We start from the raw sequence: 18,292 nt of genomic DNA on the forward strand, positions 1-18,292 counted from the left end.
TCTCCGACCGATACAGCCGACGAATCTCCGCCCAATCCTCCACAGTGATCACTCTCCAATCAGAAGGGTGCTCACTTTTCGACCGGAACTACCTGCTCACTTTTCAACCGGAGCCGACACAGCCGCCTACGGCAGTCAGGAGGTTATCTCGGCCGGCGAAATGGCTGACGTGACAAGGGTGACCGTGGTGTAGATGGCCGCCACCCTTTCACAAATCCGAGCGTGGAGCACCGAGCACCTGACCGATGCGGCCAGTCATTGGAATAGGACCGCCGACCAGTGGGAGGACGCGTTCCTTCAGATGCGCAACCAATCCCACGCCATCGCGTGGAAAGGCGCTGGCGGGGATGCGTTGCGGCAACGCGTCGCCGCCGATCTATCCACCGTCAGCGGTAAAGCCGCACAATTACGCCGAGCAGCCGGGATAGCACGCGATGGCGCCAGTGACATCAGCGCAGCCCAGCGACGAGTCCTGAATGCCGTCGCGGACGCCCAGAATGCGGGATTCGATGTCGGAGAAGACCTGTCGGTCTCTTACACCGAAAATGGCGGTACCGCCGCAGAGCAGGCCGCTCGCCAAGCACAAGCAGAAACAATGGCCAGTGAAATCTGGTCTCGCGCCGGACAACTCGACGGAACAGAAGTCAAGGTCGCGGGCCAGCTCACCGCCGTGACGACCGGTCTGGGCAACGCCACCTTTGCACACAACGGCAAAGGCAGTGGTGTCCAACTCGTGGACAACACCCAAGGTGGCGACAACTCGAACGATGGAATTCCGCAACTGCCGCGTCACGATCCGCCGATCGGCAGATGGGACGGACCGCCGCCACCCGACTGGCACGCCGGCACCGGCTACTGGGCGCTGGACCCAGACCATCCGTCAGACAGTCCTAACGGGTTGCCAGACCCGTCGCTGTACCAATCAGACCCACCCTGCGTGCGACCCGATCTGCTGACCGGCCCATCGACCGGCGTGACTTCAATCGGCGGCGGATCTGACAATCCTCAAAAAGCGAGGGCCTGGGGAATAGATCTACAAGGCACCTCGCGGGTGCGGATTAGCGGTACTGAATTCAACGGCATAACTAAAGCAGTACAGGTCAACGGCCGCTGGTATCAGGCGCAATGGCAGGAGTACCAATACCAGCTCAACACCATTCCGGTCTGGCAAACCAATGGGCCCATCAATTTGACACTTCCAGACATGAGCCAAGCCCACACGTGGCAACCGGTTACGCTCGGGCAACTCATGCAAACGTCTACGGTTTATCCAGAAGCCACCATCCACCTACCCGATCTCAATGGCGGCAGCATCGACATCAAAGGCGGCTGGTGGGCCGGGGGGCCATCGTCGACGGGTATCCCCGCACCTCCGGTGATGACTCGTGGCCACTAGGCGCACGGTGGCCGCCGCGGCCGCCGCTGCGGCAGTGGTCCTAGTCGCTATCGGCGTGTCGGCGTGGTTGTACTTCAGGCCATCCTCACGGTCAGATTGCGCGATCGTCAACGACATGATCAAGTACTCAAAATCCGAGAATGAGCGAATGCGCGATCTCATCCCGGCCAGCATCGATGACCCCCAGAAGCTCGTGGATGCGTACCAAACTCGCGAAACCCGCCTGCGGCAGTACGCTGACCAGATCCGGGACACGGGTTTGCGTGAAAAGGCCGACGCTGTAGTCGATCTCGATGACAAGATGCTCGACGCGTGGCGCCAGACGATCCCGGGTCAGCCGCAGCACGGGTCGAACGGCAGTCCAGCGAGTCAGGATTTCCAGCGTGCCTACACCGACTACGCCGCACAGAGCCAGAAAGCCGGCCAGGCACTGCAAGCGGCGTGCCCAGCATGATGACCGCGATTCTGGGATTGGCCGCGATGGTGGCTTTGATGGCTCTTTTCACCATCTTCTTTTACTTGTATTGCCGCTGGATCCGAGACGGCCGAATCAACCTGTACACGGACCCAGAATGGACTTCGATCACCGGACCGGCGTCACCGCACTCCTTGGTTGATCCCAACGCCAGCGTGGGGAACCACCCCGAATACGACGACGACCACGTCCACCACCGGCCGGATGAGTGAACGCGCATTTAGCACAGTCATTCACCGGCCGGGCGCGGGCATGGGCATGGGCGGCATGCCCATCCCTGGCGGTATCTTCATGTCCTTCATCATGGACGCACAACAATCCATCAATTGGGCCGCCGGCATCCGCGAACTCCTCTCCAAGCGGTAGCCGATTTCCTCCGATCCCCCAAGGTTCCTCGCGCGCTTTCAAACCGCCACTCGGTGTCAGGCGCTGGGGTTACGATCTGCGCACGGAGCTACAGATTCGAGCTGGCCATGCATCGCACCCGAGGTCTCGTCACCGCATTCATCGCGGCCATCGCGCCGATGATCGTCGTCGCCACAGTCGCCACAGTCGCCGCGTCGCCCCCTGCATCGGCCGACCCGATATGCGGAACGCCGGGAACGCCGCCCTGCGCGGGGCCCAGCCCGTTGTCCCCTGAGCAGCAGTGCGCGTTCATCGCGTGGCGATCGATGATGCCGTGCAATTGGCTCGGTATGCAGGTCCCGGCCGGCACGCCGGGGAGTTGGGACAACCCGCCGGCGCCGCCACCGGAGCCAGCGGCACCACCGCCGCCGCCATAAGCCGGCTCCCGCCGACCGGCGTCTCGACTTCGCCAAATCCGCACGCGGCGTAGGCTTCCCGTCGGCCTACCAACCCCAGTCGTCATCAGCCAGGACATCCACGGTGAGATCGTTGTCGGCGGGGGCTTTGGTCCCGTAGGTAAAGGTGAGCAGGGTGCGGTCGTCGGCGAGGGATTCCGTCGCTACGACGGTGGCGTGCCCGACCTTCATGCGAATCCTGTCTCCGGGCATCAATTCGTCAACGCGTTTCAGGGGCACACTCAACCCATCAGCAAGATAATCCTGCGGATACGACGGTCATCACCGCCATTCTTTCACGGCCCGTACGGAATCGAGGGGCCTTGAAAGCGCATTCGCGGAGGTAATTATCGTGGGCGATTAGATAGCGTGCCGCAATCGATTACGACTAGAAGAGCGGAAACCTTCTGGGGCCAACGGGATTCGATTCAGCTCTCCACGAGGTCGGGGATGGGCTCCGCGTCGGTCAGCCAGTGCCGCCCGACTTGACGGGCCGCCTCCCACTTGGGGATGCTCACCGCATCGTCTTGGCCCAGGTCCTCGGGGGACGGGCCGATGCGCTCGGCCAGCGGGGCGAGCGCACCCAGATCGAAGTTGTACAGCTCGGCCGCCGCCAGGCCCAGCATCCGCCGGGTCTCCTCGACGGGAATGTCCCAGAAGGAGCGGCGCAGCCAATCGCGGGTGTGCGGCCAGGTCCCCTCCGGATGGGGGAAGTCATTGCCCCACAAGAGGTTCGATACGCCGATCTCGTAGCGCCGCGCCAGCTCCCGGCGCTCCGTGGTGGTGGCCCCGATGAAGCAATTCCGGTCGAAGTAGGCCGAGGGCGGCATCGTCAGATCGCCCTCCATCAGATGGCTCATCTTTTTGGCGGAGTGCTCACGCAGATACCGCGTGTCCATCAGCCAGAGCAGATCGTTGGCCCAAAACGCCCCGCACTCGGTGACCCCCCAGCGCAGGCCCGGGAAGCGCTCGAACACGCCCGACCACAACGCGAACCACAGGGGCCGGGCGCCCCACCAGCGCACCTCGGTCACATAGATGCCCAGGTGCCCTCCGTACTCCTCCTGCGGGGCGGGACCGGAGTGGGTGTGGACCGGCATCTGCAGGTCCTGGCAGGCGGCCCAGACCTTGTCGTAGCGGCGGTCGTGGTAGGGCGGGTAGCCGACCCAGCGCGCCGGGATCAGGATCCCGCCCCGCAGTCCGGACTCCGCCGCGCGGGTGATTTCGGCTACCGCCGCGTCGACGTCCGCCAGTATCGGCACGACCGCGACCCCGGCCCGCCGCTCTGGGCTGTGGCCGCACAGTTCGGCCAGCCAGCGGTTGTGGGCCCGCGCCCCGGCCATGGCGCGCCCCGGGTCCAGGTCGCCCGACTGGCCCAGGCCGGCCCCGAACGGTGCCCCGGCGACCCCGGTCACGGCGTCGGCGTCGGGGAAGATGACCTCGCCGACCACCCCGTCGCCGTCGAGTTCCTTGTCCCGCAGGGCGACATCCCATCCCCCGGCGATGCCCTCTCCGTGCTCGGAGAACCACTCCTGCGCGAACTCCTCGTCGATGAATCCGCCGGCCTGCGCCGCGGCGGTCTTCTCGGCCAGGTAGGCCTCGAAGTCCTCCCGGTATTCGGGGTCGACGTATTCGCGGTACCGCTCGGTCGGCAGTTCGGCGTGGGTGTCCGCGGAGATGATGATGTAGGGGTTCACGGTGATCCTTTCGCTACCAGGCGCGGATGGGGTCGGGCTCAAAGACGGTGCTGCGCGCGTCGGCGGGCACGGCGGCCAGCGGCTCGGCGACCTCGGCCACGGTCGGGCCGATTCGTTCGGTCAACGGCGCGAGGGCCTCGAGGTCGAAGCCGTAGACGGCCGCGGCATTGCGGCCCACCATGGCCGCCACCTCGTCGGTCGGGACGCAGGAGAAGGTGTGGCGCAGCGCCTCCCGGGTGTAGGGGGCGGTCCCCTCGTAGTGCGGGTAGTCGCTTCCCCACATGATTCGGTCGACGCCGATCCCGTGCCGCTCGGCGCACTCGACGGGACGCATGAAACTCGCGCCGACGTAACACTGACGGGACCAGTACTCGCTGGGCCGCAGCCTCAGCGAGCCGGCGGTGGGCCCGGCGAACCGGGCGATCGCCGAGTTCGCCCGCCCGTAACGGGCCGCCGCGACGTCGAGCGAATCCAGCGTCGCCGGTATCCACCCGGCGCCCTGCTCGGTGAAGACCACGGTGAGGTCCGGATGCCGGTCCAGCGCGCCACTGAAGATCAAGTGCCACAACGCCCGATGCGCCCACCAGTGGGTCTCGTACACCCACACCGCGAACGAGCTGCCCCACCCGTCCGTCGGGCTCGGTCCGGCGTTGCCGCCGTGGTGGTTGACCACCAGGCCCGCCTCCGCGCACGCCGCCCAGAGCGGCTCCCAATGCTCGGCGTAGAGCGCGGGAATGCCGGTGCCGGGGGCGATCCCGGGCAGCAGCACACCGCCGCGCAGCCCCAGCTTGGCGATCTGCGTCACCTCGGCGATGGCTTCGTCGAGGTCCGGAAGCAGGATCTGGCCCACCCCGGCGCGCCGCTCTGGCGACAAGGAGCAGAAGTCGGCCAGCCAGCGATTGTGCGCGCGCAGGCCGGCCCAGCGCAGCTCAAGCTCCCGGGCGGTCTCCGGCGGAGGGGCGGCCAGGCTCGCCTGAGGAAAGAACGGCGGCACGGTATTCGGGAAGATGACCTCCCCCGCGATGCCTTCGGAATCCAGATCACGATTGCGCCGATCGCTGTTCCAGTTGCGCTCAGCCTCGGGCTCGGTGAGATCACCGAACGGGTTGACGTATGTCTTTGCCCAGCCGTCGAATTCGTCCCGATACCGCGAATCGAGGTACTCACGGTAGCCGAGCAGGTCGGCGCCCGCGTGGCAGTCGGCCGAAATGACGGTGTAGCGGTCCATGTGTTATGTCCGGGCCGGCTCGGGCCTGGGGGCCGCGAGCAGGGCCACGTCGTCGTAGCGCTGGTGCACGTACGGCAGCAGCCATTCCTGCGGCACCCGCGCCGCGATCCGCCCCACCTGAATGGTGCGCCGGCGACACCAGGTGATCGACCTGATCTGGCGAATGACGATGTCGGCCACCGGATCCAACGGTGACTCCCCCAACTCGAGGGTGCCGTCGATGTCTTCCAGCAGTTCGTAGTGCCGGTGGTATTCGCCGTAAACCAAGTGGGGGTCGGTGATGCCGCTGCCGTCGGGGGCGCGCAGAAACTTGAAGTAGAACTCGGTGTTCACCTGGTCGGGCGGCAACTCCGCCGGGCCGGTGATCTGGCCGTTGACTCTGATGAGCGGATAGCCCAGCCGGTCGACGGCCGCGGTGACACGATCGCCATCGCGCTCCACCTCGATCTGGGCCAGTTTCTTTGGCTCACCGAAGGTTTCGCGCCCGCCCGTGACCGACTGCTCGGTGGACTGGGGCATGAAGAGCGGGTAGTCGCCCTCGAGGTCGCCGTGGCGGGCGGTCACCGAAAACACCGCCGACCCGAAGGGCGCCATGGCCTCGATCCGGACCCGCTGCAGCTGGACGCGCACCAGCGGTTCGGCCGCCGGCTCGAGCGGCCTGGGCAGCACGGCCGTGACGATCTCCGGATCGGTCAGGTAGGTGACGGTCACCGCCTCGGTGGCGATGGGCGCCTTGGTGGCATCGATCTCGTGGTCGACCTGCGCCTCGGGTGGGCGAGGGCCATAGCGAATTACGTTGGTGCTCAACGTTTTCCTCCTTCGGTTTCCGAGTCGCTCTCGGCATGCCGGCCCAGGACGTCCACGAGATAGTCGGGAGCCCCACGATTCAGGATCGACGCCGCCTTGCTGCTCACCACCTGATCGGCCGGGGTGGGCGGGCCCATCATCCAGAAGCGGTCCGCGGCAATCCCGTCCACCACCTGGTCGGCGACCGTCTCGAGCGGGGTGAACTCGACATGCGCGCCGGCGGCCTCGAAGCGGGCCACGACCTTTGCCAGTGTCGGCTCGGGGGTGCGACGTTCCTGGGTTGCCGCGTAGCGCTGCGGGCGGTTGCGCCACGATTCCCAGATGCCGGTGTTCAAAAAGCCGCCGGGGAAAAGCACATGCGCCCGTACCCGCGTCCCGGTCATCTCCAGGTGCGTGTAGAGGCTCTCGGTCAGGCAGAGCACCGCCGCCTTGGTCATCGGGTAGACCGCCGTCGCCGGTCCGCCCATGGCCCCCCGGGCGATCGGCGCGAACCCGCCGTTGCCCGAGCAGGTGTTGACCACGTGTCCCTCGCCCTGCTCGAGCAGGATCGGCACGAAAGCCTTGATGCCATGGATGACACCGAGCACGTTGACGTCGATCCCCCAGCGCCAGTCGGCCAGGTCGTGCTCCCACATGTATCCCTCGGAGACCCCGCCGGTGCCGGCGTTGTTGCACACCACGTGCACCGCGCCGAAGCGGGAGAGCACCTCCTTGGCGAGCGACTCGACCGAGGAATAGTCGGTGACGTCGGTGAGGACCCCGGCGGCCTCGATGCCCTCGTCCGCCAGTGCCCGGGTCGCCTCGTCCAGCGGTTCGGCGAGGACATCGGCCAGCACCACCTTCATGCCCGCTTGGCCAAAACGTCTGCCGATGGCCTGGCCGATGCCCCCGGCTCCGCCGGTTACGACCGCCACCTTGCCGCGAAGGTCCTTCATTGTGGTCATCGTCACATGGTCGCGTATATCACCGCAAGAAGTCGCACTATGCGACTATTACGCCCATGGCGCCGCGTCCCTCCCCGCAGACCGAACGGGTGGTGAACCTGTTCGAGCAGCTGGCGGGCGACGGGAGCGGCGGGATGACGCTGGCCGAGGTGTCGCGCCACCTGAGCGTTCACAAGGCCAGCTGCCACTCGATGCTGTCCGAATTGCTCCGCGCCGGCTGGCTGCTGCGCGATCCGGTTCGCAAGACCTACCACCTCGGTCCCGCTCTGGTCCGTCTCGGCCGCGAGGCGGCCGGCCGCTACCCGGCCCTGGTGCTGGCCCGCTCCGCGATGGTCGAGCTGTCGGCCGCGACGGGCGCGCACTGCGTTGCCTTCTCGGTGAGCGAGGACTACTCCACCGTCGTCGATCAGGTCCGAAGCCGGCACGGCGGCGGTCACCCGATGCCCATCGGCACCCAGTTCCCCCGCCGCCCGCCGTATGGGGCGTCGACCGTTGCCTGGGCCGGGGCGGAGGCCTGCGAGCGCTGGCTGGCCGCCCTCCCGGAAGACGTGCGCGATCGCTACCGCGAGGCCATCACCACCGCCCGGCAGCGTGGCTACGCGGTCGGTCTGCACCTCCTGCCCGATCTGCGCCTGCAGGAACTGGCCCTGATCGTGCGCAGCGCCGAGGTGCGTTCCACCCGGCTGAGCCAGCTGGCGCTGGCGTTGACCGACGAACTGATCCACCAGGAAGAGTGGTTCCCCATCACTCTGGCCCCCGACCGCACCTACGAGGTGAGCCACATCGACTCCCCGATACTGGGACCGGGTTCCCGCATCGCCCTGATGCTCAGCCTGGTCCCCAGCGCCGAGCCGATGAGCGGCGCGGCGGTCACCCGGCTGGGGGCGCAACTCTCTTCTGCCACAAGGCGACTGAGCGCAGCCTTAACCGACGAATCCGGTTAGCGTCGTTGCGGAGCCAGCCGCTTGAGGGCCAAACCCCCCTCGAACGGCCGGTAGCCGAATGCGGCCGGTGAGCGATAGCCCGTGTCCTCCAAGGGAGTACGCACCTCGGCGACCGTCGGCCCGATCTTGGTCGCCACCGGCACCAACGCGTCGAGGTCGAAACGGTATAGGCGACCGGCGTTGCCGCCCAGGATCTTTCGGCACGCGTCCGGTGGCCTGTCGTGCAGCGCCCAACGAATCGCCAACTTGGAGTGGGGCGCGAAGCCCTCCTCGTGGGGATAGTCACTGCCCCACATGATGTGCTCGGGCCCCATGAAGTCGATCATCGCGCCGTCGTAGGGCATCAGCTCGGTGGCGAAATAGCAGTTCCGCTGGACGTATTCGCTCGGCGTCAGGGTGAGCTCGTCGACCGACGATCCGCCGAACATTCCGTAGGTTCTGTTGCCGGCGTCGGACTTCATGGTGGGCACCATGGCGTCGAGGACGCCGAGTTGCCCGGGCACCCAGAGCGTGCCCTGCTCGGTCGGCACGAATCGCAGCGTCGGGTAGCGCTCGAACACCCCGGCCAGGATCAGATGGCCGAGGGTCCGCTGGGCCCAGAGCGCCATTTCGGTGATCAACACCGCGTTCGAGGCCGGTTGGTCCATCGGCATCTCGGGGCTGCCGGCACCCGCATGCTGCACCACCGTGAGGTCCAGTTCTGTGCAGAGCGCCCAGAGCGGTTCATAGCGGGTGTGAAAAAGCGGGGCCACCTGCGAGTCGCCGGGCGAGACCGGGGGAATGAGCACGCCGCCAAAGCAGTCCTGCTCCACACCCCAGCGGATTTCTTCCAGCGCCAGCTCGACGTCGTTGGGAAAGACCTGAATCAGCCCGCGCCGTCGGGCCGGCGCCAGCGAACAGAAATCAACCTGCCACCGGTTGTGGGCCTGCACACCGGCCCAACGCTTCTCGAATTCCGCACGGGTGCGGGGCAAGCTGATGGTGATGTTCGGGGTGGTAGGGAAGAACGGCGGGACAGTGTTGGGCAGCAGCACCTCGGCCGCCACCCCGTCGGCGTCCATCTCGGTGATCCGAAGCTCGTGGTCCCAATTCCGGTTGGCGGTCGCGATGATCAGATCGTCGAATGGGCTGGCGTAGGCCTTGGCCCAGGCATCGAACTCATCGTGAAGGCGTGCCGGCAGATACGGTTTGTAGTCGTAAAGATCCGCCCCGGCGTGGGTGTCCGTCGAAATGACGACATAGCGATCCAGCGTGTCCCAGGTTGAAGCCATCGCGCCCTCCTTGAGTAGGTCGAGTATAGGAGAAACGGATCGGCTCGCGAAGGGCGAATATGCTCACCGGGGCGGTCCAGAACCAGCCGGCACGCAGGTTGCGTATCGGCCGATCCACCATGATCAGCAGTTAGCCCATGACGTACGGAAACTGAGGTCGCGGGTAAACGCCATGCAGATCGCGGTACGACGGCGGCTGGCGTCCTCCCTCGTCCTTGATCCCGTATTTGACTGCCAACTCCGCACCGATGAGCGTTTGGCCGTTGAGCTCTTCCAAATCCGGGTCTTCGTAAAGCCCCGAAATGACATGGCCGGTCAGCTCGGGAGTCTCGGCGGTGTCGAGGATATGGCCGAACTTTTCGGGATTCCGCGCGACGATGTCCCGCACCCGCTGAGTCAACAACGAGCCCATCCAGATCGAAACCGCCGCAAGACCAGTATCTTTGAAGTCCACACCCATGTCGGCAGCCATCTTGTCGACGCCGGCCTTGGGGACGCCGTAAGCCGGACCGAACGCATAGTGCGCCGCCCCCGACGACGACGTGAATACCACGAGACCTTTGCGCTGCGGCAACATCAGCGGCACCGCGAATACCGTGGCCACATAGCTGCTGCGTAGTCCGACGGCCAGCGTGTCCATGACGCTCACGGGTTCTGCCCAGAACTTGGTACGCCCCATCATCTCATCACGGATGATCGCTGCATTGTTGACCAGCACGTCGATCCTGCCGGCTCCGCGGCCGACCTGCTCGAATAAGTCCTTGACCTGCTCGTCGTCGCCATGGTCGACGCGTACGGCTATCCCCTTGCCGCCCAGAGCATTTACGTGCTCTGCCGTCTCCTCGATGGTACCCAGACCGGAGGAGTCACCGACCTTTTGCGTGCGACCGGTGACGTACACGGTGTACCCGCGGCTTCCCAGGGCGCGGGCGATACCCGCTCCTGCCCCTCGACTCGCGCCGGTCACCACGGCAATCCGGTCTTGCTCCGGCATCAGATGTTCTCCTTGCTTCGGACCATGTCGATTCTCAATCGGTGATGACGGCGGCGTTTTTGCACTCAGTGATGGGCCGCGCCAGCTGTTGCTCGTCACATATCCTCTGCAGCTTGTCGACCGTCTCGTCAAGGCCGGCTCCGAGCCTGCTGCCCGGTGTGAAGGCGGCGGCAAGGTGCCGCATGCCCTGGATGACGCCGATGGTGTCGTAGTGCTGGGTGGAGGAAGGGTCGCATCGGTAGTCCGGCATCCGGTCCAGGACCGCCGTCACCATGGATTTGAAGACCGTACGCGCGACGTTGGACCCGATACAGCGGTGTATTCCAAGCCCGAAGCTAAAGTGCCGATTAGCTTTTCGGTCAAGGGCGACTCGATCTGGATCGTCGAAGATGGATGGATCCCGATTGGCCATGGCCCACGATAGCCACAGCCGTTCGCCTTCCCGCAGCGTCGTGCCGCCAACGTTCATCTCCGCCGAAACTGTGCGCGCGTCGCCGGGCGCGGGTGTGAAGTAGCGCAGGAACTCCTCGGTCGCGGGGTTGAGCAGTGTCGCGCGCTCGCGGCTAAGCGTTTCGCGCTGGTCGGGATGTTCGGCGAGCCATTCGAGCGCATGGGCCGTAAGAGCTGTGGTCGTGTCAAATCCGCCGCCGATCAAGAGGTTCAGCATGCCGATCAACTCGATGTCGGGTGGCGGCCGGCCTTCGATACGCAGTTTGGCGAGCGCGTCGATGATGCCGGGGCGTGGATGCTCGCGAATCTCGCTCAGGTTGGCGAACAGATCCATTCCCATCGCCATGTACAGCTCGCGCACCCGAAAGGCATCCGGGGAATCCGGCGGTGTGTACACCGAGGCGTGCGCGGGTTCGTTGTACATCTGCCACTTCGACAGCGGGACACCAAGCATCGCCAATGTCAGCACCGCCGGAACGACATTGGCCAGGTGGTCGACGAAATCGATGGTGCCGGTTTCGATGCGCTCGTCCAAGCAGGCTCGTACTATCTCGTCGACGAACGGCTCCCAGCGCTTGACGGCAGCGGGGGACAGGTAGGGATTCAGCGCGGAGCGGTAGTAGCGGTGTTCGGGGTCGTCCATCTCGAGCATTCCACCGCGGAAATCCGAAGCTTCGATCATCGTGGGAATCGAAATCCCCTTGTAGCCGCGGCGTTCACCGCGCACATCGTGATCGTTCGACACGTGGGGGCACCGAGCCAGTTCGAACACCTCGCGGCTACCTGCCGCCACCCAATGCCCGTCGTACGTGTCCGTCCAAACGATCGGGCACTTGTGTTGCAGTTCGTGGGTGATGGTCAGAAATTGGTCGCGATACTCCGCGGTGTGCCGATCGAAATGGTAGACGGGGCGAGCGCCCGCAGCATCGTCTGATTGCGCACTCATCAATCATCCTCGGCGGCCGGGACGTTCCCGTCGAACATGTCGGCCAGCATCGTGATGGCTTGCTCAGGGCACGTGCGGACGGCTTCACGCACCTTGTCCTGAAGTTCCTCGGGCACATCTTCGTCCGGCGCGGAGGCATGACCGTCGACATCGTCGAGGGTGAACCATCCCGGTGCGATCATCGAGCACAACGTATGCCCTTGGCACCGATCGGGTTCGACGCGTACTCGCATCGGATCTCCTTTCGCGAATCAGTGTGCGACCATGGCGATCTCATCGCCCGGCTACAGAACAGCACCGCCGTTGACGCCGATGACTTGGCCGGTAACGTAGCCCGACGCGTCAGAGCAGAGGAACGCACACAGCGCGGCGACATCGTCACCGGTTCCGATTCGTCCTGCTGGAATGGCCTTGGCGAGGACCTCCGCCGGTGGGAGTTTCTTGGCGCGTTGCTGCTCCCGCAGCATGGGCGAATCGATGACAAACGGCGGAATCGTATTGATGGCGATCCCCCGTGACGCATACTCCTGCGCCACCGCCTTGGTGAGCGCGATAACGCCACCTTTGGAAGCCGAGTAGTGTCCTTGTCCGACCGCGCCTTTTTGGCCCGCGGCCGAGGAAATGGTCACGATTCGACCCCATTTCGATGCAGCCATGTCGGGCAAGGCCGCCTGCAAGCAGAGGAACGTGCCGGTCAGGTTGACCGCAAGGTAGCGGTTCCACTCCTCGAAGCTGATCTGGTCGAAGCGGGTAAAGCCCGCAACGGCGGCACTCGTCACAAGAATCTCTATCGGGCCCAAGGTGTCTCGTACCGCGGTGAAGGCGCGGGTCACGGCATCGGGATCGGACACGTCGGCCTGGATGCCGAGCGCGTTGGCACCGTCGGCCCGCAACTGGCTTGTCACTTTGTCTGCGGCGTCAGCATTGAGATCGATCACGGCGACCTGACGCCCGTCCCGGGCCAGGTGGACTGCGATCGCCTGTCCGAGACCGGATCCGCCGCCGGTCACCACTGCTACTCGATCGGAGCTATCCACGGACCCTCCTGCTATACGTTCGTACTACACTGAGTCTGTACGACTGTATAGCACACGGCATGGCGCGGCCGGCCTTTCACCACACCACTCAGGCCACCGGCTCGTCGCCGGCCAGTGTGGTGCGGTGTAGCAGCCGCACCGATGACGGCTCGAAATGCAATGCTCGGTGCAACATTCCGGTGTTATCCCAGATCACCAGGTCTCCCCTGCGCCACTGCTGTCGCAACGTGAACCGGGGTTGGGTGGACCATGCCAGGAGTTTGTCCAGCAGTGACCGCCCCTCGCCGATCGGCCGGCCCACGATCTGTTGGGCGGTGGCGCCGAGAAGCAGTGATTGGCGACCAGATCGACGTGTCCACACAAGCGGGTGGACACGCGACGGCACCCGCTCCCACGATTGGCGCTCGGATTCAGTCGCATCGGGGTTGGCCAGCGATTGGGCGTGAGCGAAGCTGTGCACCACCTGCAACCCGTCGAGCTCTCGACGTTCGCCATCGCTGAGCGCGTCGAATGCCGCATAGGTGCTGGCGAATTCCGTATCGCCGCCCGCAGGGTCTACTTCGCGCGCGGTCAGCAGCGTGGCTTTCTGAGGGATGACTTCGGTCGCACCGTCGATGTGCCAGTGGAAGTTCCCCTGTCGATACGACGCGAGCAGCGCGTTGGTCTTATTGGGATCCATTGTGATGGTTTGTATTTCGGGATGCTCATGCTCACCCGTCGGCTGGATTACTGCGGTGCCGAGCAAACGGCTGATGGCCAGCAGGTGCTCGTCGCCGACGTGCAGTTCCCGGTAGATGACGACACCGTGGCGGTCCAGCAGCTTACGAGTTTCCGCTGTCCCGTCGGAGGTAAGTAGCTCTGCGGGACGGCACCCGACGACTTCTACGCCGACGGTTTCGGTAAGGGGATGAGCGGTGCCGACCATGTTGCCTCCGAATTTGCGACTTTGGTGATTTGTACAAAGTTGACTATACATCCGTACAGCAACAATTGGTCAAGGCGATGACCGGTACGAGAGATTACGGCTCTAGTGGCTCGACGTCGTCGAGGAAACGTTCAACCAGCCCGATCGTCTCGGGGTGGCCGGTGAGTGTCCCCAGAGCCTCCTCGAGGAACACCATGCGTGGAATCCACGCCAGAAGGAACAGTGCGGCGGCCGCCGGCACCCCGTCGTGATCACGACCGTCAGCCTCCCACCGTGCCGTCACCGCCTCCAAGAGCGCCCGCCGAACCCGTTCTCCGCCTTCGCCAAGGATGCCCCGCACCTGGGGGCGGTGGTTGGCGAGAGCGAGAAACTCCATGAGCAGGGCCGAGCCCCGACGATCACTTGCGTAGGCCCATACGGCCCGCAGTGGGCGCTCGGACCGGGCGGCAGCGGCGAGTTCGGCGATCAGGCGATCGGTGGAATGACGAAGTACGGCACCGAACAAATCATCGACCGCCGGGAAGTAGTACTGCACCAGGCCGGGTGCGACGTCAGCCGCCGTAGCCACACTGCGAAAGGTCACCGCAGCGTAGCCCTCTTCCAACATCAATCGCTCCGTGGCATCCAGGATCGCCTGAAGCTTTTGGGTGCGGCGAGACCCGGCACCGCCCGGGGGAGAATCCACCGGTTACCGGTGCGGCCGCGATGGCCGCCGCTTGCGGCGCTTGGACCGAGTCTCAATCGAGTCGAGATACTTCTCGATCGCCTTGATCACTTCGTCATGGGCAGCGTTGACTCCCACGCCTTCTTCGAGATTGAGAAACTTTGGAATACCGGTAATCAGCAGCGCAACGGCACCCAACGACAGATCACCGTCAAGGCGCGCGCCCTTGCCGAACTTGCGTGCCAACGCCTCCACCTCTATCCGCCGCACCTGGTTCGTAACGTCGGCGATGGCGGACTGAATCGACTTGCGATGGTTGCCCAGCGCCATGAACTCGGTAATCAAGGCGCCGGTCGCCTCATCCCAGCTGAAGTCCCACAGCGCATGCAATGGGTCGTCAGAACGGGCGTCAAGCGCCTCGGCCAATACTGCGAGGTTGCGTTCGGAGTAGCGCTGGATCGCTGCGAGGAAGATGTTGTCCAGAGACGGAAAGTAATACTGGACAAGGCTTGGCGTCACGCCCGCCTTGGCCGCCAGCGCCCGGTAAGTCACGCTGGCATAGCCCTCCTCGAGCATCATCTTCTCGACGCAATCAAGGAGCGCATCGCGGGTCTTGGACGTTTCCGTACCGACGCGGCGGGACGCTGCTACCACGTTCACCTCACTGGGTCTGGTTGCCACCATTCTCGCACTCGCCAATCTGCTATACATTCGTATAGTCTCATAGCCGTGCGCCACTGCCCGGATGTGCCGCGGCGCGCCCAACGATCGGGAGACCAATAACTGTGGATATCGACCTCAGCCTCATGCGACGTGAGTTGCAGTATTTACTGGATCGCACCGCGATTCTGGACTGCATCGCCCGGCACGCCCGCGGTTGTGATCGCCACGACGTCGACCTCATCAGCGCCGCGTACCACGACGACGGAGTCGACGAACACGGCTTCGCCACCAATGCGGGACCTGACTACGGAAGCTGGGCCAATGAGACCCACGCCCAGACCTCGCGCGTGCACACCCACAACATCACCACGCACTCGTGTGACATCCAAGGCGACACCGCGCACGCTGAAAGCTACGTCATCGTGGTACTGATCGGTCCCGATTGCGCAAACGCGCAATTCATCACGGGACGTTACTTGGACCGCCTGGAGCGCCGAGACGGCCAGTGGCGCATAGCTGTTCGCCGATCGACGGTGGAGGGGATGTTCCTGGCCGATGCCCGCGTGCTGCAGTCGAAGTTCTTCGAAGAGAAGGGCTACCTAGTCGGCACCCGTGACCGCAGGGACTTGTCTTACGAACGGCCGCTGACGGTGGAGATGCCGGCGCCGGCCCGCTGGTAGTAGCCGATAACGCGAACCTCGAATTTTCAGACTCCCGCTGGTCCCGGCGCGCCGTGCATATAGAGTGTCTGACCTGAGCAGAAGCTTGATGCATCAGAGGCGAAAAATAAGACCCCGTAGCCGATTTCATCGGGCTCACCGAGCCGTCCTAACCCATTCGTCATGGCGATTGCCTCGGGATCAAGCCCGTAGCGGGCGGCGTCATCGGTCAGGGTGGCCGCGCGGACGGCTCCCACGGCGATCGCATTGACGCGAATCCCCTTGCGCGCCCACGCTGCGGCCATCGAGCCCGTCAAGTTGTTGACCGCCGCCTTGGCGGCGCCGTAGGGCGCTGCTTGGGGCATGGCCAGCAAGCTCGCTCCAGAGGAGATATTCACGATGGCCCCCTTGCCTTGCTCCATCATGGGCTTGGCCGCCGCGCGCGAAAGATGCCAGACGGCAACGAAGTTGAGTGCGAGCGTGCGCTCGAAGTCATCCGCCGGCCATTTCAAGATGGATTTGGTCTCCGCCCCGCCCGCACAGTTGACCAGGATGTCGATGCGGCCGAATTTTTGCAGAGTTGCGTCGATGAGCCGCTGGCAGGCCTCGGCGGTGGTCACGTCTGTGGACACCGCGAGCGCCTGCCGACCCAAGGCTCGCACCTCTTCGGCCGTCGATTGAAGAGGATCGGAACGCCGACCTGCGAGCGCGACGTCCGCGCCAAACCCAGCGAGCACCAAGGCGGAGGCTCGGCCAATTCCCGTGCCGCCACCCGTTATTACCGCAACTCGCCCATCGAGGCAGAACCGATCGTTGTCGTGCACCATTCCTCCTGCCGGCTTTGACTGTACGATCGTACAGCAGATGCGATATGGTCGTACAGTCACCGACGAGGAGGCACGTTGAGCGAGGATCTCTACTATGACCCGTGGGATGTTGAGATCGATCTCGATCCGTACCCGGTCTATCGGCGGCTGCGCGATGAGGCCCCGCTCTACCACAACGAGCGCCACGACTTCTGGGGAGTGAGCCGGTACGCTGACGTCGAGGCGGCGCTGAAAGATCCGCTCCGGCTGAGTTCGGCCAAGGGCGACATCCTGGAAGTGGTGAAAACCGATCCCGTCATGCCGCCGGGAGTCTTCATCAATGAGGACCCTCCCCTACACACCATCCATCGTGCATTGGTGTCGCGAGCCTTCACGCCGAAGAAGATGCGGGCGGTCGAGGACAAAATACGTGCCTTCTGCGCGGCGTGCCTCGATCCGGTGGTCGGGCAGGGCAGCTTCGACTTCGTGCTCGATCTCGGTCGCGAGCTACCGATGCGCACTATCGGCATGCTCGCGGGCATTCCGGACGCCGCTCAGCCGTCGGTGCGCGCCAAAGCGCATCGCGTCCTGCGAAATGAGCCTGGCAAACCGTTACCGGTGAACAAGGACCACTACTTCGACGGCGACATGTTCGCCGAATATGTCACGTGGCGCGAAAAGAACCCGTCAGACGATCTGATTACCGAGCTATTGACGGTGGAGTTCGAGGACGAGGGAGGCGCCACGCGTCGGCTGACCAAGCGCGAACTGTTGATCTTCCTGGCAGTTGTCGCCGGAGCGGGCGTGGAAACCACGGGACGACTATTCGGATGGATGGGCAAGGTGCTTTCAGAGCACCCCGACCAGCGCAGAGAACTCGTCGACGATCATTCGCTGATCCCGGCAGCCATCGAAGAGCTCCTGCGTTTCGAGCCACCGGGCCCCCATGTGGCGCGCTACGTCGCAGCAGAGGATGTCCGGTTCCAGGGTCAGACAGTTCCAGCCGGCAGCGCGCTGCTTGTCATGCTTGCCTGCGCCAATCGCGACGAGCGCCATTTCGACGATCCCGATCGGTTTGACATCCACCGGAAACCCGGTGGCCACTTGACCTTTGGCCGTGGAACTCACTTCTGTTTGGGTGCTCCCCTGGCCCGATTGGAGGGCCGAGTGGCGCTGGAAGAGGTCCTCAAGCGGTTCCCGGAGTGGCAGGTCGACATGGACCGGGCCCGTCGGTCCCGCACCTCTACCGTCCGCGGATGGGACTCCATGCCTGCCAGCGTGACCTACTGATTTCGTGCGGCGCCACGGCCGTAGCAAGATGTCAGGCGTGAGTTGGACGAGGTACGAGGGTAGGGCGCTCGCGGATGCGACCCTGGACGGCGATGCGTTGCACGCCGAGCTCGAAGACCATATCCGCGTTGACAATCCGCATCTGACGGACGTTCGGTTGGAAAAGGCAACGGCGACCGAGACGTACGACGACGCGCCGGGGCGGCGGTGGTACGACGTCACCTACTTAGCGGAAGATCCGGAGGACAATTCGTAGCTCCGGACTTGGGGCCGATTTCCCCGCGCGGACGCCGACC

General features: G+C 64.6%; 23 protein-coding genes. 9 read left to right on the top strand and 14 right to left on the bottom strand.

The window, feature by feature from the left end; all coding sequences use genetic code 11:
- Positions 1 to 193: 193 nt before the first annotated feature.
- From EPN51_RS07660 to EPN51_RS28980, 5 genes are all read left to right on the top strand, one after another.
- Complete coding sequence (locus EPN51_RS07660; protein WP_293039842.1) at positions 194 to 1,396, top strand: hypothetical protein; 1,203 nt, start codon at positions 194 to 196, stop codon at positions 1,394 to 1,396.
- Positions 1,397 to 1,511: 115 nt separating this feature from the next.
- Positions 1,512 to 1,850 (top strand): hypothetical protein, encoded by a 339-nt coding sequence (locus EPN51_RS07665; protein ID WP_293039845.1) that lies wholly within the window; start codon positions 1,512 to 1,514, stop codon positions 1,848 to 1,850.
- On the top strand, positions 1,847 to 2,083 hold the full coding sequence (locus EPN51_RS07670; protein WP_293039848.1) for a hypothetical protein: 237 nt from the start codon (positions 1,847 to 1,849) through the stop codon (positions 2,081 to 2,083). The genes EPN51_RS07665 and EPN51_RS07670 overlap by 4 nt, the downstream gene beginning before the upstream one ends.
- Positions 2,076 to 2,237, top strand: coding sequence for a hypothetical protein (locus EPN51_RS07675; RefSeq protein WP_293039851.1), 162 nt, complete (start codon positions 2,076 to 2,078; stop codon positions 2,235 to 2,237). Before EPN51_RS07670 ends, EPN51_RS07675 begins: the two co-directional genes overlap by 8 nt.
- 101 nt (positions 2,238 to 2,338) lie before the next feature.
- The gene (locus EPN51_RS28980; protein ID WP_366509404.1) at positions 2,339 to 2,653 is read left to right on the top strand and encodes a hypothetical protein; all 315 of its coding nucleotides are present in this window, start codon (positions 2,339 to 2,341) and stop codon (positions 2,651 to 2,653) included.
- Between the two features lie 66 nt (positions 2,654 to 2,719).
- On the opposite strand, the gene EPN51_RS07685 is transcribed toward EPN51_RS28980, so the two are convergent.
- The 5 genes from EPN51_RS07685 to EPN51_RS07705 all read right to left on the bottom strand — a co-directional run bounded on the left by EPN51_RS07685 (position 2,720) and on the right by EPN51_RS07705 (position 7,338).
- A complete protein-coding gene (locus EPN51_RS07685; RefSeq protein WP_293039857.1) occupies positions 2,720 to 2,863 on the bottom strand; it encodes a hypothetical protein in 144 nt (47 codons plus the stop codon).
- A gap of 236 nt (positions 2,864 to 3,099) precedes the next feature.
- On the bottom strand, positions 3,100 to 4,368 hold the full coding sequence (locus EPN51_RS07690) for an amidohydrolase family protein (protein ID WP_293039860.1): 1,269 nt from the start codon (positions 4,366 to 4,368) through the stop codon (positions 3,100 to 3,102).
- A gap of 13 nt (positions 4,369 to 4,381) precedes the next feature.
- On the bottom strand, positions 4,382 to 5,596 hold the full coding sequence (locus EPN51_RS07695; protein WP_293039862.1) for an amidohydrolase family protein: 1,215 nt from the start codon (positions 5,594 to 5,596) through the stop codon (positions 4,382 to 4,384).
- 3 nt (positions 5,597 to 5,599) lie between these two features.
- The gene (locus tag EPN51_RS07700) at positions 5,600 to 6,403 is read right to left on the bottom strand and encodes an acetoacetate decarboxylase family protein (protein WP_293039865.1); all 804 of its coding nucleotides are present in this window, start codon (positions 6,401 to 6,403) and stop codon (positions 5,600 to 5,602) included.
- A complete protein-coding gene (locus EPN51_RS07705) occupies positions 6,400 to 7,338 on the bottom strand; it encodes an SDR family NAD(P)-dependent oxidoreductase (protein WP_293040106.1) in 939 nt (312 codons plus the stop codon). Before EPN51_RS07705 ends, EPN51_RS07700 begins: the two co-directional genes overlap by 4 nt.
- 65 nt (positions 7,339 to 7,403) lie before the next feature.
- Here EPN51_RS07705 and EPN51_RS07710 point away from each other — a divergent pair, with 65 nt between their 5' ends.
- Positions 7,404 to 8,291 carry a helix-turn-helix domain-containing protein gene (locus EPN51_RS07710; RefSeq protein ID WP_293039868.1) on the top strand — a complete coding sequence of 296 codons (888 nt, stop codon included), beginning with the start codon at positions 7,404 to 7,406 and terminating at the stop codon, positions 8,289 to 8,291.
- Here the strand turns inward: EPN51_RS07710 and EPN51_RS07715 are convergent.
- The 8 genes from EPN51_RS07715 to EPN51_RS07750 all read right to left on the bottom strand — a co-directional run bounded on the left by EPN51_RS07715 (position 8,288) and on the right by EPN51_RS07750 (position 15,238).
- On the bottom strand, positions 8,288 to 9,562 hold the full coding sequence (locus EPN51_RS07715) for an amidohydrolase family protein (protein WP_293039871.1): 1,275 nt from the start codon (positions 9,560 to 9,562) through the stop codon (positions 8,288 to 8,290). The two genes, EPN51_RS07710 and EPN51_RS07715, sit on opposite strands and share 4 nt — an antisense overlap.
- A 130-nt stretch (positions 9,563 to 9,692) precedes the next feature.
- Positions 9,693 to 10,556 (bottom strand): SDR family NAD(P)-dependent oxidoreductase, encoded by an 864-nt coding sequence (locus EPN51_RS07720; RefSeq protein ID WP_293039873.1) that lies wholly within the window; start codon positions 10,554 to 10,556, stop codon positions 9,693 to 9,695.
- A gap of 34 nt (positions 10,557 to 10,590) precedes the next feature.
- A complete protein-coding gene (locus tag EPN51_RS07725; RefSeq protein ID WP_293039876.1) occupies positions 10,591 to 11,952 on the bottom strand; it encodes a cytochrome P450 in 1,362 nt (453 codons plus the stop codon).
- Entirely contained in the window at positions 11,952 to 12,185 is a 234-nt protein-coding gene (locus EPN51_RS07730) for a ferredoxin (protein ID WP_293039879.1), read from the bottom strand. The genes EPN51_RS07725 and EPN51_RS07730 overlap by 1 nt, the downstream gene beginning before the upstream one ends.
- A 51-nt stretch (positions 12,186 to 12,236) precedes the next feature.
- A complete protein-coding gene (locus EPN51_RS07735) occupies positions 12,237 to 12,989 on the bottom strand; it encodes an SDR family NAD(P)-dependent oxidoreductase (protein ID WP_293039882.1) in 753 nt (250 codons plus the stop codon).
- Between the two features lie 88 nt (positions 12,990 to 13,077).
- A complete protein-coding gene (locus EPN51_RS07740) occupies positions 13,078 to 13,914 on the bottom strand; it encodes a TauD/TfdA family dioxygenase (protein ID WP_293039885.1) in 837 nt (278 codons plus the stop codon).
- Positions 13,915 to 14,008: 94 nt separating this feature from the next.
- Entirely contained in the window at positions 14,009 to 14,599 is a 591-nt protein-coding gene (locus tag EPN51_RS07745; protein WP_293039888.1) for a TetR family transcriptional regulator, read from the bottom strand.
- A gap of 3 nt (positions 14,600 to 14,602) precedes the next feature.
- A complete protein-coding gene (locus EPN51_RS07750; RefSeq protein WP_293039891.1) occupies positions 14,603 to 15,238 on the bottom strand; it encodes a TetR/AcrR family transcriptional regulator in 636 nt (211 codons plus the stop codon).
- Between the two features lie 119 nt (positions 15,239 to 15,357).
- On the opposite strand from EPN51_RS07750, the gene EPN51_RS07755 reads away from it, so the two are divergent.
- The gene (locus EPN51_RS07755) at positions 15,358 to 15,921 is read left to right on the top strand and encodes a nuclear transport factor 2 family protein (RefSeq protein ID WP_293040108.1); all 564 of its coding nucleotides are present in this window, start codon (positions 15,358 to 15,360) and stop codon (positions 15,919 to 15,921) included.
- 26 nt (positions 15,922 to 15,947) lie between these two features.
- Here EPN51_RS07755 and EPN51_RS07760 read toward each other — a convergent pair whose 3' ends face one another.
- Positions 15,948 to 16,724 (bottom strand): SDR family oxidoreductase, encoded by a 777-nt coding sequence (locus EPN51_RS07760; protein ID WP_293039894.1) that lies wholly within the window; start codon positions 16,722 to 16,724, stop codon positions 15,948 to 15,950.
- Positions 16,725 to 16,802: 78 nt separating this feature from the next.
- Here EPN51_RS07760 and EPN51_RS07765 point away from each other — a divergent pair, with 78 nt between their 5' ends.
- Both EPN51_RS07765 and EPN51_RS07770 read left to right on the top strand, forming a co-directional pair.
- Positions 16,803 to 17,996, top strand: a complete 1,194-nt coding sequence (locus EPN51_RS07765; RefSeq protein ID WP_293039897.1) for a cytochrome P450 — start codon at positions 16,803 to 16,805, stop codon at positions 17,994 to 17,996.
- Between the two features lie 37 nt (positions 17,997 to 18,033).
- Positions 18,034 to 18,252 carry a hypothetical protein gene (locus tag EPN51_RS07770; RefSeq protein ID WP_293039900.1) on the top strand — a complete coding sequence of 73 codons (219 nt, stop codon included), beginning with the start codon at positions 18,034 to 18,036 and terminating at the stop codon, positions 18,250 to 18,252.
- The last annotated feature ends 40 nt before the right edge of the window (positions 18,253 to 18,292 follow it).

The sequence above is a fragment of the Mycobacterium sp. genome, from assembly GCF_004298145.1.
Taxonomy (GTDB): domain Bacteria; phylum Actinomycetota; class Actinomycetes; order Mycobacteriales; family Mycobacteriaceae; genus Mycobacterium.